Source organism: Mucilaginibacter daejeonensis, assembly GCF_020783335.1.
Classification (GTDB): domain Bacteria; phylum Bacteroidota; class Bacteroidia; order Sphingobacteriales; family Sphingobacteriaceae; genus Mucilaginibacter; species Mucilaginibacter daejeonensis.
On record NZ_CP086068.1, the window covers coordinates 4,727,376 to 4,740,997 of the forward strand.

Genomic DNA, 13,622 nt, shown 5'->3' on the forward strand with positions numbered 1-13,622 from the left:
GCTTTTATGAACTACTCGCTTAACAACATCCCGCAACGCAGTCAAAAACCTCGTAATAACGGCATGACCATGGTCATGGACAAAGGCCTGAGCCTGCGCCAAGTGGAAGACATGCTGGAAGTAAGCAGCGATAATATCGATATTGTTAAGCTGGGTTGGGCCACCTCATACGTTACGCCTAACCTGAAGGATAAACTGGCGTTGTACCGCCAGGCGGGTATCCCGGTGTATTTTGGTGGTACGCTGTTCGAAGCCTTTATCATCCGGGGTCAGTACGATGACTACTGTCGTATGCTGGATACTTTTCAATTGGAATACGCCGAGGTATCTGACGGATCGATCACCATTGAGCACGATATCAAGTGCGACTACATCAGCAAACTGAGCAAACTGGTGACCGTGATATCAGAAGTGGGATCAAAGGATGTGCAAAAGATATTTGCCCCTTATAAATGGATCCAGCTCATGAAGGCCGAATTGGAGGCCGGTTCATGGAAGGTGATCGCTGAGGCTCGCGAGAGCGGCAACGTGGGCATCTACCGCGACTCGGGCGAGGTACGCCAGGGTTTGGTGGACGAGATCCTGACCCAGATCCCTGCCGATACCATTATATGGGAAGCTCCACAAAAAGCACAACAGACCTGGTTCATCAAACTGCTGGGTGCCAACGTGAACCTGGGCAACATAGCCCCGGTAGATATGATCCCGCTCGAGACCCTGCGCCTTGGGCTGCGCAGCGATACTTTCGACCTTTTCTTAAATCAATAATGCCTATTGCCTGTTATCAAATAAAAAGGCACCTTAGCAACTCATTCGATCCATCACGCTAAACATGAAACAGTACGGGTTAATAGGCTATCCGCTATCGCATTCGTTCTCCAAAAAATATTTTACACAAAAATTCGAGGACGAAGGCATAACCGACCACGCTTATGAACTGTACGAGCTCAAGAACCTGAGCGATCTGCCCGAACTATTGCGCGCGCACCCCGGTCTTTGCGGCCTTAATGTGACCGTTCCGCATAAGATCGGTGTCATGTTCTACCTTGACCATGTGGATGCTGATGCCAAGGAAGTGGATGCGGTGAACTGTATCCGTATTAAGGCCGAGAGCCCTATCGCTGCTGCGTTCGACGGCGAGGTAGGTATCAAGGACCATGAGTTCAGGCTCGAAGGTTTTAATACCGATGTTTACGGTTTTGAGATGTCGCTTAAACCACTGTTAGAGGCTCATCATACCCAGGCTTTGGTACTGGGTGCCGGCGGTGCTTCAAGGGCGGTACGTTATGTGCTCAACAAGCTTAATATCTACAGCAAGCTGGTGTCGCGCGAGCCGGAGGGCGACCGGTTGGGTTATAAGGATCTTACGCCCGAGCTGATCAGCCAGTACAAGCTCATCATCAATACCACGCCGCTGGGCATGGCACCCGATACCGATAAATGCCCCGACATACCTTACGAGGCCCTGACCGGAGAACACCTGTTATACGACCTGATCTACAACCCGGCCGAAACATTGTTCCTGCAAAAGGGTAAGGCGCAGGGCGCTGCGATCAAGAACGGACACGAGATGCTGATATTACAGGCCGAAAGATCATGGGAGATATGGAACGATCAGGTAAACAATCCGGTAAGGTCATAGCGCTATTGCTGGCCGCCATGCTTGGATTGGCCGCTTGCGATAGCCAGCCTGAGTACTCGCCTAAGCCGCGCGGTTACTACCGTATCTATTTCCCCAAGCGCGAGTACCAGCAGTACAGCGCCGATTGCAACTACACCTTTACTTACCCTACTTACGCCCACATTGAGCGTGATATGGCCCGTGGAGCCAAGCCCTGCTGGATCAACCTGCAAATGCCCCGCTTTAACGGTACATTGCATTTAAGTTACCAGCCCATCACGTCAAAAAAGGTATTTGATGAGTTGATCGAGGATGCGCACACCTTTGCGTTCAAGCATACGGTAAAGGCCTCATCTATAGATGAGGGCATCATCCATTACCCTGACCGTAAGGTGTACGGCATCTATTACACTATTGATGGTAATGCGGCCTCATCAGCGCAGTTCTTCCTGACCGATAGTACGCACCATTACCTGCGCGGAGCACTTTATTTTAACTCGCCGCCCAAGCTGGACAGCATAAAACCGGTACTTGATTTTGTAAAAAAAGATATGGCCGTGCTGATCAAAAGCTTTAAGTGGAAGGAATAAGCTGGGTTGCTGAGACATGGCCTGAAATGGCCGATTGTTGCAGGTCCTAGATACCTAATGCCTCGCAAGCCCGTTCGGCGGCCAGTTTCTCGGCGTTCTTCTTGCTGAACTCTTTGCCCAGGCCCATCACATCGCCATCGATATTAACATGAACGGTAAATAATTTACTGCTCTCGCCATCCTGATTACGTATCAGCTCGAATAATACATCCTTGCCGTGGCGCTGGCACCACTCGATCAGTTTGCTCTTGAAATTGGTCTCGGTCTGCTCCAGGGTATGGATATCGATATGCGACCGGATGATTCGGTTGATCAGGAAACTCTTGGTAAAATCGTACCCGCGATCCAGGTACACGGCGCCGATCAGCGCCTCAAAGGCATCGCCCAGTAACGATCCCTGGCGGGTGGAGGTTACCATACGATTATCATACTGGATCAGTTGCTCAAAGCCCAGCTTGTGGGCAAGGGCATTAAGGTTATTACGGCTCACGATCTTGGAGCGCAGCTCGGTCAAAAAGCCCTCGTCTTTGTACGGGTACATCTTGAACAATACCTCGGCCACCACGCTGCCCAGCACGGCATCGCCCAGGAACTCTAACCGCTCATTACTGTTCTTAACACCTTTTTTTACCGATTGTGCGGCTGATTTATGCCTGAAAGCTAACCGGTATAAAGACAAATTGCCCGGCACGAAGCCGAGCAAATTCTTTAATGTTTTGACGTATTTACGGTTCGGAGAAAGATAAAGCTTATATAACCGACTGATTGGCATTCAAAAACGAATTATTCTTCGTATTTCTTAAATATCACCGATGCATTGTGGCCACCGAAACCAAAACCGTTGCTTTGTGCTGCACGTACCACACGTTTTTGAGCCTTGTTGAACGTAAAGTTGATACGAGGATCAAAAGCAGGATCGTCAGTAAAGTGGTTGATGGTAGGCGGAACCATATCATTTTTAACCGCTAAGATAGCAGCTATAGCTTCCACCGCGCCGGCAGCACCCAACAGGTGACCGGTCATTGATTTGGTAGAGCTGATGTTAATACGGTAAACCTCGTCGCCGTAAGCCTCAGTTATGGCTTTAACCTCCTGCGGATCGCCAATAGGTGTCGAGGTACCGTGAACGTTCACATAATCGATGTCGGCCGGTGTCATGCCAGCATCCTCAAGGGCTGCTTTCATTACCAGAGCCGCACCCAAACCTTCAGGGTGAGGGGCCGTCATGTGGTAGGCATCGGCACTCATGCCGCCGCCCATCATCTCGGCATAGATCTTGGCACCACGGGCCTTGGCATGCTCCAGTTCCTCTAAAATAATGGTACCTGCTCCCTCGCCGGCCACAAAGCCGTCGCGGTCAAGATCGAACGGGCGTGATGCCGTTGCAGGATCATCATTACGGGTACTGAGTGCGTGCATGGCGTTAAAACCGCCAATACCAGCCTCGTTAATGATAGCTTCCGATCCGCCTGTGATGAACATGTTAGCCTTTCCTAAACGGATATAGTTAAAGGCATCGATAAGCGAATTGTTGGATGAAGCACAGGCCGATACCGTAGTAAAGTTAGGCCCGCGCAAACCATACTTGATCGAGATATGCCCGGGGGCGATATCAGCGATCATTTTGGGTATAAAGAACGGGTTGAAACGGGGCACACCATCACCTTTGGCAAAGTTGATCACTTCATCCAGAAAGGTCTTGAGGCCGCCGATACCCGATCCCCAGATAACGCCGATGCGGTTGGTATCCAGTTTCCCGAAATCCAACGCTGCATCTTTTACCGCTTCTTCGGTAGAGTATAAGGCATACTGCACGAACTGATCCAGCTTACGTGCGTCTTTGCGCCCTAAAAATGCATCTGCATCAAAGTTTTTAACCTCGCATGCAAACTTGGTCTTAAAGTGCGTTACGTCGAAGCTTTTGATAAGGTCGGCACCGCTAACTCCATTGATCAATCCGTCCCAGTATTCCGGAACCGAATTACCTATAGGAGTAAGCGCACCCAGCCCGGTTACAACTACTCGTTTGAACTCCATTTAATACTATTAAGGAGTTGCTTATTTAACGTTCTTTTCAAGGTAAGCGATAGCCTGGCCTACAGTACCGATAGTTTCGGCCTGATCATCAGGGATAGCTACGTTAAACTCTTTTTCGAACTCCATGATCAGCTCTACAGTGTCTAATGAGTCAGCACCCAGATCGTTGGTGAAGCTAGCCTCAGGTGTAACTTCACTCTCGTCAACACCTAATTTTTCTACGATGATTGCTTTAACTCTTGAAGCGATATCAGACATAATACTTTATGTTAAATGATTAAATAAAAATTCTGTGCAAAGAAAAATAAATTTAGTTAAATATCAAATCTAAAATCTTGCGCACTGGTAACAACAATAATTAGCCACGACGGTTTCATTTCAGTAGTTTTACCGCCGCAAATATACTCTATATTATTTTGACCAAAAAGGTTTTAAGATTTGAGATAGATCTTGATTTTATACTGATCGCGATCAACACGCCGTTAAAGGACTACCGCGTGTGTCACTTCATTAATAAATACCTGCACTTTGATCTTTATAAAATGCCCGACCTGGAGGTAGATATTTACCAGGGCATGAACGAGCCGGCGCTCTTTTCCATCTATCATTACCAGTGGGAGACCACCGAGACCGATTTTTACTTCATTGCCAATAAAGGTTCAGAGGGGTACCTGATACCCGAGATGCGCGAGGTGGATTACTTTTTTATGATCAAAAATTTTATCGACGATACCGACCTCAACACGATCATCAGCACGCTGAACCGCATCCCCGAGATCATGGCAGCGGTAAAGATCGAACCAAAAAAGATAAAATCACGTGAAAATCTCTTATTTTAGCGCCGGATCTACGAAAGTGTCATAAATACACTAATACTCTAATTACTAACTAAACTTGAAGACCATATAAGAACCAACATATGAAATTGTCTTACAACCGCACTAAGATCGTGGCCACCATGGGCCCTGCATCTGCAAAAAAAGATGTATTGTTAGCTATGGTGAAAGCCGGTGTTAACGTTTGCCGCCTGAACTTTTCGCACGGCAGGCCTGAGGATCACCAAAAGACCATTGACCTGATCCGCGAGATCAATGAGCAATACAAGACCAATATTGCCATGCTGGCCGACCTTCAAGGCCCTAAGATCCGTATCGGCCTGGTTAAAGATGGTGGTATACACCTGATCAACGGTAAACACATCAACATGACCACCAACGAGTGCATTGGCGATGAGAACCAGATATACATCACTTACGAGACCTTCCCTCAGGATGTGCAGGCTAACGAGATCATCTTATTAGATGACGGTAAGCTGCAACTGCGCGTGATCGAGACCAACCGTAAAGACAATGTACTTTGCGAGGTGGTTCACGGCGGTATATTGACCTCACGTAAAGGTGTTAACTTACCTAATACTAAGGTATCGATCCCAAGCTTGACCGAAGAGGACCTGGTGAACCTGCAATTCGCTTTACAAAATGATGTAGAGTGGATCGGCCTTTCATTCGTACGTACCGGCGAGGACATCGTTGAACTGAAACGTATCATCCGCGAAAGCGGTAAAGCTTCGCGCGTGATCGCCAAGATCGAGAAGCCAGAAGCTATCGATAATATAGACGCCATTATTGCCGCTACCGATGGTGTGATGGTAGCCCGTGGTGACCTGGGTGTGGAAATGCCTTTGGAAGAAGTGCCATTGCTGCAAAAAATGATCGCCAGCAAATGCCGTGCGGCCTCAAAACCGGTCATCGTAGCTACCCAAATGCTCGAGAGCATGATCACCACCCCGCGCCCTACCCGTGCCGAGGTGAATGACGTGGCCAACTCTGTACTGGATGGTGCCGATGCCGTGATGCTGAGCGGTGAGACCTCAGTAGGTGAGTTCCCGGTGATCGTGATCGAGACCATGGCCAAGATCGTACGCAACGTGGAAGAGCGTGGCTATCCGTTCAACGCCCCTAAGATCGAAGCCACTGAAAGAGCAGAGGCCGGCAGCCCTAATTATCTGAGCAACGCCGTATGCGAATCGGCCGTTTACCTGGCCGAGCATACCAATGCGGTGGGTATCGTATCCATGACCTACTCAGGCTACACTGCTTTCGAGATATCGAGCCACAGGCCTAAAGCCAGCACTTATATCTTTACCTCTAACCGCCAGCTGCTTAATGCACTGAGCCTGGTATGGGGTGTTAAAGCGTTCTACTACGATAAACAGGAAAGTACCGATGCCACCATCGCTGATGTGAACAACATCCTGAAAAGCGAGAACCTGATCGAGGTTGGCGACGTGGTGATCAACACTGCATCTACCCCGATCGGCGCACTGGGCAAGACCAATATGCTGAAAGTAAGCGTGATCGAATAATCAATCCGTCACTCATATCAAAAGGCCATCCCAAAAAGGGTGGCCTTTTTGTTGCGTTAAGTTATCAGATGCCTGATGTGTCAGGCTAAGGTTAATGTACATGGGCGGCCAACATAACATTAAACCATGCGTTGCCGTTATGGTCAATAAGCAACAGACCGATAATAATGATGCAGCGATACGTGAGGTGGATAGGCGCCTGTTTATTTTTTATATTTTTTACTACCGTGGCCAGCGCACAGCGCGGTCAGCAATACCGTCTCCTGAACGAGAACGATTTTACCGGCGCCGTACCCGCAGGCAGCGGCTTTTTTGTGGCCCACACCAGTTGCAACGTTACCATGCGTTATAATGTGAGCAACTACCGCAGCAATTACCGCCTTACCTTTTACATCGACCTGGTTTTTAACCCTGAGCGCTCGTGGATCAACCGTCAAATGATCACCAACGCCGATATGATGGCCGAGGTGCTGCATCATGAGCAGGGCCACTATCTGATCGCCTTTTTAATGCAGCAGGAAATGATCCGCGAGCTGAACGCCTTTAGGTACACCGGCGACTACCAACGCCAGGCCAACGCCATATTTGCCCGTGTGGACGAGAAGTACCGCCGCATGAACGCAGATTATGATGCCGACACCCAGCACATGCAGAACCGTAAGCAACAGGCGGCCTGGGCTAACTTTTTAGACAAGCAACTGACCCAAAGCAACGCCCTGGCCATGGCTGAGAACGGTTACCGTTAGGCCCGTCCGGTCAATGGTCGATGGCCTTGCATGGTTCATCAACTTGTTCATTATAACACTTTTCGGGGTGGTTAACTGCGTATTTCGGTTAAAGATGCCTATCTTTGCACGCTCTTAATTTTCGTGGAAAACACTGATGTACAAGGAATATAAACAGTTAGATCTGTCACAGATCGGCAAGGACGTACTGGAGTTCTGGGAACAGAACGGCATTTTTGAAAAAAGTATCAGTAGCCGTCCGGCCAGCAACCCTTACACCTTTTACGAAGGACCGCCATCGGCCAATGGTATGCCCGGCATACACCACGCCATGGCCCGTTCTATCAAAGATATTTTTTGCCGTTACAAAACGCTTAAAGGCTACCAGGTAAAGCGTAAAGGCGGTTGGGATACCCACGGCCTGCCGATCGAGCTGGCTGTTGAAAAGTCATTAGGCATCACTAAGGACGATATCGGTAAAAGCATATCGGTGGAGGATTATAATGAGGCCTGCCGCAAGGAGGTGATGCGTTATACTGACATCTGGAACGACCTTACTCTTAAAATGGGCTACTGGGTAGATCTGGACAACCCGTACATCACCTACGAGAACGAATACATAGAGACCTTATGGTGGATCTTGCAGCAACTTTACAAAAAAGGCTGGCTGTACAAAGGTTACACCGTACAGCCCTACTCACCAAAATCGGGTACCGGCCTAAGTTCGCACGAGCTGAACCAACCGGGCACTTATAAAATGGTGAAGGATACTACCATTACGGCCCAATTCTTTTTAAAGAACGACCAGGATCACCCGCTTATGAGCACGCTGTTCAGCGAGCCGGGCGAAGAGACCGCGATCCTGGCCTGGACCACCACGCCTTGGACCCTGCCATCTAACTGCGCCCTGGCTATTGGCGAGGACATCGACTACGTAAAGATCAGCACCCTTAACCCGTACACCTTTAAACCGGTGAGCGTGGTATTGGCGCAGGCATTAGTGAGCAAATACTTTAAGGCCGAAGGCGAGAATGCCTCTTTTGAGGACTACAAAGAAGGTGACAAGATCATTCCCTGGACCGTTAAGGCCCACTTTAAGGGATCTGACCTGGTAGGCTTGCGTTACCACCAGCTGATGCCATACGTGACCAATGATGCGTTGGAGAAGAACGCGTTCCGCGTGATCCCAGCCGACTTTGTGACCACCGGCGATGGTACTGGCATCGTGCACACCGCATCAGTATTTGGTGCCGATGACTTTAGGGCCTGTAAAGAGAACAACGTACCATCAGTGATGGTGTTGGACGAAACAGGCAAGGAAGTGCCACTGGTGAACAAACAAGGCCGCTTTGTTGACGAAGTGACCGACTTTGCCGGCCGCTACGTTAAAGAAGAATATTACAGCAAGGAAGAGCGCGACGAAGCTGGCTTCAAACCCACCGACGTACTCATCTCCATTAAACTAAAAGAGGATAACAAGGCCTTTAACGTACAAAAGTACGAGCACAGCTATCCGCACTCGTGGCGTACTGATGAGCCTATCTTATACTATCCACTGGATAGCTGGTTCATCAAGACCACTGCCGTTAAGGATAAACTGATCGAACTCAACAAGACCATCAACTGGAAACCTGAAGCTACCGGTACCGGCCGCTTTGGTAACTGGCTGGAGAACCTTGTCGACTGGAACCTATCGCGTTCACGTTACTGGGGCACCCCGCTGCCGATCTGGCGCGAGGAGAACGGTAACGAGGAGAAGTGTATAGGGTCGATACAAGAATTGAATGACGAGATCGCCAAGTCGATAGCTGCCGGCTTTATGCCCGAAGGCTTTAAGCTGGAAGACATGCACCGCCCGTATGTCGACGATGTGATCCTGACATCGGCCAATGGCAAAAAGATGTTCCGCGAGCCTGATCTGATCGATGTTTGGTTCGATTCGGGTGCTATGCCTTATGCACAGTGGCACTTCCCGTTCGAGAATAAGGAGCAATTCGCTGATGCTTACCCGGCCGACTTTATTGCCGAGGGTGTGGATCAAACTCGTGGCTGGTTCTTTACCCTGCACGCCATTGCGGTGATGCTGAGCGAGGCCAGCGACGAGATCAAGGCCGTTAACCTGAAGGTAGGCAATCAGGGTATCGCGTTCAAGAACGTGGTATCGAACGGTTTGGTGTTGGATAAGAACGGCAACAAGATGTCGAAACGTTTGGGTAACGCTGTTGACCCTTTTGATACCATTGAGAAGTATGGTGCCGATGCGGCCCGCTGGTACATGATCAGCAATGCCTCGCCATGGGATAACCTGAAATTCAACGTAGAAGGCTTGGACGAGGTTCGTCGTAAGTTCTTTGGTACGTTATATAATACGTACTCTTTCTTCTCGCTGTATGCCAACATCGACAAGTTCAATTACAGCCAGCCCGATGTGGAACTGAGCCAACGCCCCGAGATCGACCGCTGGATCCTGTCGCTGCTTAACACCCTTACACAGGATGTTGACTCGTTCTACGCCGATTTTGAGCCTACCAAGGCTGCCCGCGCCATCCAGGACTTTGTGGACGCGCACCTGAGCAACTGGTATGTGCGTTTAAGCCGTCGCCGTTTCTGGAAGTCAGACAACTCTGATGATAAACTGTCGGCCTACCAAACCTTGTATACCTGCTTGGTGACCATCTCTAAACTAATGTCGCCTATCGCGCCGTTCTTTGCCGAGCGTTTGTACAATGACCTGAACACTGCCACCGGTAAGGAGCAATTTGAGTCGGTACACCTGGCCAACTTCCCGGTATACGATGCTGCGGTGGTAGATAAAGAACTGGAAGAGCGTATGCAATTAGCGCAGGATATCTCTTCGCTAACCTTATCATTACGTAAAAAGGTAGGTATCAACGTGCGCCAGCCATTGAGCAAGATCCTGCTGCCTATATTGGACAAGAACTTTGAGCACCAGGTGGATGCCGTCAAGGAACTGATCCTGAGCGAGACCAACATCAAACAGATCGAGTACATTACCGATACGGCTGGCTTCATTAAACGTAAGATCAAACCTAACTTTAAGGCTTTGGGTCAAAAAGTGGGTAAAGATATGAAGGCTGTTGCCGAGGCTATAGGTAAACTGTCGCAAGAGGATATCGCCGCTTTGGAGGCCAATGGTCAACTGGAGTTGGAGTATACCTCGGTGCAACAAACTACCGCTCACTACTCACTACTCACCGCCGATGTTGAGATCAGCGCTGAGGATGTACCGGGCTGGCAGGTAGCAAATTTGGGCAAACTAACCGTTGCGTTAGATGTTACCATAACCAACGAATTGAAATTGGAGGGCATTTCGCGCGAGCTGATCAACCGCATACAGAACCTGCGCAAGAGCAGCGACCTTGAAGTGACCGATAAGATAAACGTACGACTGAGCGACCACCCCCTCATCATCGAGGCGCTAAAAAACAATTTAGCCTATATTAGTGCCGAGATATTAGCTGATAACATAGAAGTAGATGCCCACCTTACCGAGGGAGAAAAAACGGTGATCGACGATAATGAGATAACTATCTATATAAGCAAAATACAATAATGAGCACACCACAAACCGAAAAGACCAGATATTCTGACGCTGAATTACAAGAGTTCAAAGAACTGATCTTAGACAAGATACGCATCGCCCGCGAAGAACTGAACGCGCTGGCCTCATCACTGAGCAACCCTAACCTTAATGGTACCGATGACACTGCAGGCACTTACAAGACCCTGGAGGATGGATCGGCCACTTTAGAGAAGGAGCAGATCAACCAATTAGCCGCCCGTCAAAAAAAGTTCATCGATCAGTTAGAGGCTGCCCTGGTACGCATCGAGAACAAAACTTATGGCGTTTGCCGCGAGACCGGTAAGCTGATCCAGAAAGAGCGTTTGCGTGCCGTGCCGCATACTACCCTGAGCATGGAAGCGAAAATGAAGCAGTATTAATGAAGGCATCGTATACTAAACCTTTCCTACTCGCATTTTTAGTTGTTCTGGCAGATCAGCTCATCAAGATATGGGTAAGGCAGAACATGTACATGGGGCAAGAGATCCACTTTTTGGGCGACCGCGGCATGCTGCTCTATACCGAGAACAATGGTATGGCCTTTGGCTGGGAGCTGGGCGGTATAGCCGGTAAACTGGCCCTTACCATCTTCCGCATATTTGCGGTGGGCGGTATCGGTTATGCGTTGATCTACCTGATCCGGCACAAACATCACCGTGGATTGATCTTGTGCGTGGCGCTCATATTTGCCGGTGCATTGGGTAACATCATCGATTCTACCTTTTACGGCATCATTTACGGCTACGCACCTATATTCCAGGGCCGGGTGGTCGATATGTTCTACTTCCCCATCATACAGGGGCATTTCCCATCTTGGTTCCCGATCTGGCCCGGCGAAGAGTTCAAATTCTTCCGCCCGATATTTAACCTGGCCGATTCGGCCATATCAGTGGGTGTGATCATCATCCTGCTGTATCAGAACCGCTATTTCAAGACCCAGGAGGTAGAAGCAAGCAGTCCGCACAGCGAGATCGTTGAGGAATAGAACGCCTTGCCGACCTGCACAAGCTGAACACTATATATAGGAAGCCGCTCAACCAGAGCGGCTTTTTGTTGCTTACCTACCGTGCTCATTTTATTAAAAAACTGTTAGACTTTGCAGCCGTTCCAAACAATAGCTACACGCTCATGTACTTTTGATATGTTCAACATACGTACCGCTACACCGGCCGATGCCGACCATATCATGAAGATAGCTCATCAAACATATTGGGCAACTTACAGAGACATCCTGAGCACCGAGCAGATCACCTATATGCTGGGAGCCATTTACGTATCAGACACTATAGGCGAACAGATAGCCGAGAACACGCAGACCTATCTGATACTCGAGGAAGACGGGCTGCCTGTGGCCTTTGCCGCATACGCACCGCGTACCGATGATGCCTCGATATATAAACTACACAAGCTGTACTGCCTGCCGCAAACACAAGGCAAAGGTTACGGCCAGGCGCTGATCAAAGCTGTAGAGCAGGCCACCCTCGACGCAGGCAGCCATACGCTCGACCTTAACGTGAACCGCCACAACAAAGCCAAACACTTTTATGAGAAGATGGGCTTCAGCATCGTTTATGATGAGGACGTGCCGATCGGCCCTCACTTCATGAACGACCATGTGATGCGAAAGGAGCTTTGACATAATAAATGCTATATTAGCGGTATCACACTTATCCTTAAACATGATCAACCGCAACCTTATCCTGATCGCCGTTGTGCTCTTTTTTGCAGGCTGTAAAAAGAAAGCCCAGCCTAACCCTGAAGAAGATATTAAGGACTTTAGCTTAAAAGCACTGACCTGGAAAGGTTGGCGACTGACCTTGATAGACAACAACCCCTCTGCGAACCCGCCAGGTGATAAGATCTACCGCCCTATCAGGGAATGTGACAAGGACGACATCCTAACCTTTAACCCCACCACTTCTGTAGCCACCTTTGACTATCAAACCACCCGTTGCGACGGTGTACCCGGCAGCAGCATAAACTATCCGTATGAACTTGACCTAACAGCCAAAACTTTCCGGATGAATCAGACGAATTATAACATCATCGAACTTAATGCCAAGCGCCTTAAGTATACTCAACCGCAGCCTCCGTCTGGCCAAACTATCATCTATATGTTCGAGCATCCTTGATGAACAACATGAGCTCCCGGTCTCCAGATGTTATCATCTTACTGTATGTCATACCAAGCTTTTCAAGCAGCGCTATCGACCGCTGATTACTGGGATCAGTAATAGCTGCCACTTGCGGCAGTCCCAGTTCATTGAAGGCGTGATCCATTACCGCCCAGGCGGCTTCATAAGCATAGCCTTTGCCTTCATAAGCTGGCAATAGTGCGTAACCTATGTCGGGCATATCAAGAGTATTTCGTTTGAGTATCCCGCACATTCCGATCGGTTGCCCGGTAATAGTTAATGCTACACGATACAGTCCAAAACCGTGTTTCTCATAGCTGGCCATCGGTCCATTCAGTACGTAGGCTTCCGCCTCGGTAAGTGTATGGATGTTACGGTCACCTATGAACCGGATCCAGGTAGGGGTGTTCACCAATTCCAATATGAACGGGGCATCAGCAACAGTGAACTTGCTGATCGTAAGGCGGGGGGTATGGAGGATGGCTGACATGCTGTGGAACTAACTTAAACAAAAAAGACCACAAGTGCTATACTCATGGTCTCAGGTTCATTGATCCGCGGATCGG

At 49.1% G+C, this 13,622-nt stretch carries 15 protein-coding genes; 11 read left to right on the forward strand and 4 right to left on the reverse strand.

Going from position 1 to position 13,622, the window contains the following annotated elements:
* Nucleotides 1-6 precede the first annotated feature (6 nt).
* From LLH06_RS20370 to gldD, 3 genes are all read left to right on the forward strand, one after another.
* Nucleotides 7-768 carry a phosphosulfolactate synthase gene (locus LLH06_RS20370; protein WP_228171129.1) on the forward strand — a complete coding sequence of 254 codons (762 nt, stop codon included), beginning with the start codon at nt 7-9 and terminating at the stop codon, nt 766-768.
* A gap of 64 nt (nt 769-832) precedes the next feature.
* Nucleotides 833-1,642: a shikimate dehydrogenase family protein gene (locus tag LLH06_RS20375; RefSeq protein WP_228171130.1), complete on the forward strand. Its 810-nt coding sequence runs from the start codon at nt 833-835 to the stop codon at nt 1,640-1,642.
* Nucleotides 1,606-2,211, forward strand: a complete 606-nt coding sequence (gene gldD / locus LLH06_RS20380) for a gliding motility lipoprotein GldD (protein ID WP_228171131.1) — start codon at nt 1,606-1,608, stop codon at nt 2,209-2,211. The genes LLH06_RS20375 and gldD overlap by 37 nt, the downstream gene beginning before the upstream one ends.
* Before the next feature lie 46 nt (nt 2,212-2,257).
* On the opposite strand, the gene rnc is transcribed toward gldD, so the two are convergent.
* Genes rnc through LLH06_RS20395 form a run of 3 tightly spaced genes read right to left on the reverse strand, consistent with a single transcriptional unit; the run spans nt 2,258 to nt 4,506 of the window.
* Entirely contained in the window at nt 2,258-2,983 is a 726-nt protein-coding gene (gene rnc, locus LLH06_RS20385) for a ribonuclease III (RefSeq protein ID WP_228171132.1), read from the reverse strand.
* Nucleotides 2,984-2,994: 11 nt separating this feature from the next.
* Nucleotides 2,995-4,248: a beta-ketoacyl-ACP synthase II gene (gene fabF, locus LLH06_RS20390; RefSeq protein WP_228171133.1), complete on the reverse strand. Its 1,254-nt coding sequence runs from the start codon at nt 4,246-4,248 to the stop codon at nt 2,995-2,997.
* Between the two features lie 21 nt (nt 4,249-4,269).
* Nucleotides 4,270-4,506 carry an acyl carrier protein gene (locus tag LLH06_RS20395; protein WP_008508386.1) on the reverse strand — a complete coding sequence of 79 codons (237 nt, stop codon included), beginning with the start codon at nt 4,504-4,506 and terminating at the stop codon, nt 4,270-4,272.
* A gap of 158 nt (nt 4,507-4,664) precedes the next feature.
* Here LLH06_RS20395 and LLH06_RS20400 point away from each other — a divergent pair, with 158 nt between their 5' ends.
* From LLH06_RS20400 to LLH06_RS20435, 8 genes are all read left to right on the forward strand, one after another.
* Nucleotides 4,665-5,087 (forward strand): IPExxxVDY family protein, encoded by a 423-nt coding sequence (locus tag LLH06_RS20400; protein ID WP_228171134.1) that lies wholly within the window; start codon nt 4,665-4,667, stop codon nt 5,085-5,087.
* Between the two features lie 80 nt (nt 5,088-5,167).
* The gene (pyk, locus tag LLH06_RS20405; RefSeq protein WP_228171135.1) at nt 5,168-6,613 is read left to right on the forward strand and encodes a pyruvate kinase; all 1,446 of its coding nucleotides are present in this window, start codon (nt 5,168-5,170) and stop codon (nt 6,611-6,613) included.
* A 227-nt stretch (nt 6,614-6,840) separates the two neighbouring features.
* Nucleotides 6,841-7,359, forward strand: a complete 519-nt coding sequence (locus LLH06_RS20410; RefSeq protein WP_228171136.1) for a DUF922 domain-containing protein — start codon at nt 6,841-6,843, stop codon at nt 7,357-7,359.
* Between the two features lie 136 nt (nt 7,360-7,495).
* A complete protein-coding gene (gene ileS, locus LLH06_RS20415) occupies nt 7,496-10,912 on the forward strand; it encodes an isoleucine--tRNA ligase (protein ID WP_228171137.1) in 3,417 nt (1,138 codons plus the stop codon).
* Nucleotides 10,912-11,301, forward strand: coding sequence for a TraR/DksA family transcriptional regulator (locus LLH06_RS20420; protein WP_228171138.1), 390 nt, complete (start codon nt 10,912-10,914; stop codon nt 11,299-11,301). Before ileS ends, LLH06_RS20420 begins: the two co-directional genes overlap by 1 nt.
* Nucleotides 11,301-11,906 (forward strand): lipoprotein signal peptidase, encoded by a 606-nt coding sequence (locus LLH06_RS20425; protein WP_228171139.1) that lies wholly within the window; start codon nt 11,301-11,303, stop codon nt 11,904-11,906. Before LLH06_RS20420 ends, LLH06_RS20425 begins: the two co-directional genes overlap by 1 nt.
* A gap of 156 nt (nt 11,907-12,062) precedes the next feature.
* Nucleotides 12,063-12,557 (forward strand): GNAT family N-acetyltransferase, encoded by a 495-nt coding sequence (locus LLH06_RS20430; protein WP_228171140.1) that lies wholly within the window; start codon nt 12,063-12,065, stop codon nt 12,555-12,557.
* A gap of 43 nt (nt 12,558-12,600) precedes the next feature.
* Nucleotides 12,601-13,053 carry a lipocalin family protein gene (locus tag LLH06_RS20435; RefSeq protein ID WP_228171141.1) on the forward strand — a complete coding sequence of 151 codons (453 nt, stop codon included), beginning with the start codon at nt 12,601-12,603 and terminating at the stop codon, nt 13,051-13,053.
* On the opposite strand, the gene LLH06_RS20440 is transcribed toward LLH06_RS20435, so the two are convergent.
* Nucleotides 13,028-13,546 (reverse strand): GNAT family N-acetyltransferase, encoded by a 519-nt coding sequence (locus tag LLH06_RS20440; RefSeq protein WP_228171142.1) that lies wholly within the window; start codon nt 13,544-13,546, stop codon nt 13,028-13,030. The two genes, LLH06_RS20435 and LLH06_RS20440, sit on opposite strands and share 26 nt — an antisense overlap.
* Between the last annotated feature and the right edge of the window lie 76 nt (nt 13,547-13,622).

Bases quoted from the DNA above. Each gene is read 5' to 3' on its own strand.
- LLH06_RS20435 (WP_228171141.1), top strand. From the start codon at position 12,601: ATGATCAACCGCAACCTTATCCTGATCGCCGTTGTGCTCTTTTTTGCA.
- gldD (WP_228171131.1), top strand. From the start codon at position 1,606: ATGGAACGATCAGGTAAACAATCCGGTAAGGTCATAGCGCTATTGCTG.
- LLH06_RS20420 (WP_228171138.1), top strand. From the start codon at position 10,912: ATGAGCACACCACAAACCGAAAAGACCAGATATTCTGACGCTGAATTA.
- ileS (WP_228171137.1), top strand. From the start codon at position 7,496: ATGTACAAGGAATATAAACAGTTAGATCTGTCACAGATCGGCAAGGAC.
- fabF (WP_228171133.1), bottom strand. From the start codon at position 4,248: ATGGAGTTCAAACGAGTAGTTGTAACCGGGCTGGGTGCGCTTACTCCT.
- LLH06_RS20375 (WP_228171130.1), top strand. From the start codon at position 833: ATGAAACAGTACGGGTTAATAGGCTATCCGCTATCGCATTCGTTCTCC.
- LLH06_RS20430 (WP_228171140.1), top strand. From the start codon at position 12,063: ATGTTCAACATACGTACCGCTACACCGGCCGATGCCGACCATATCATG.
- LLH06_RS20440 (WP_228171142.1), bottom strand. From the start codon at position 13,546: ATGTCAGCCATCCTCCATACCCCCCGCCTTACGATCAGCAAGTTCACT.
- LLH06_RS20425 (WP_228171139.1), top strand. From the start codon at position 11,301: ATGAAGGCATCGTATACTAAACCTTTCCTACTCGCATTTTTAGTTGTT.
- LLH06_RS20370 (WP_228171129.1), top strand. From the start codon at position 7: ATGAACTACTCGCTTAACAACATCCCGCAACGCAGTCAAAAACCTCGT.
- LLH06_RS20395 (WP_008508386.1), bottom strand. From the start codon at position 4,506: ATGTCTGATATCGCTTCAAGAGTTAAAGCAATCATCGTAGAAAAATTA.
- pyk (WP_228171135.1), top strand. From the start codon at position 5,168: ATGAAATTGTCTTACAACCGCACTAAGATCGTGGCCACCATGGGCCCT.
- rnc (WP_228171132.1), bottom strand. From the start codon at position 2,983: ATGCCAATCAGTCGGTTATATAAGCTTTATCTTTCTCCGAACCGTAAA.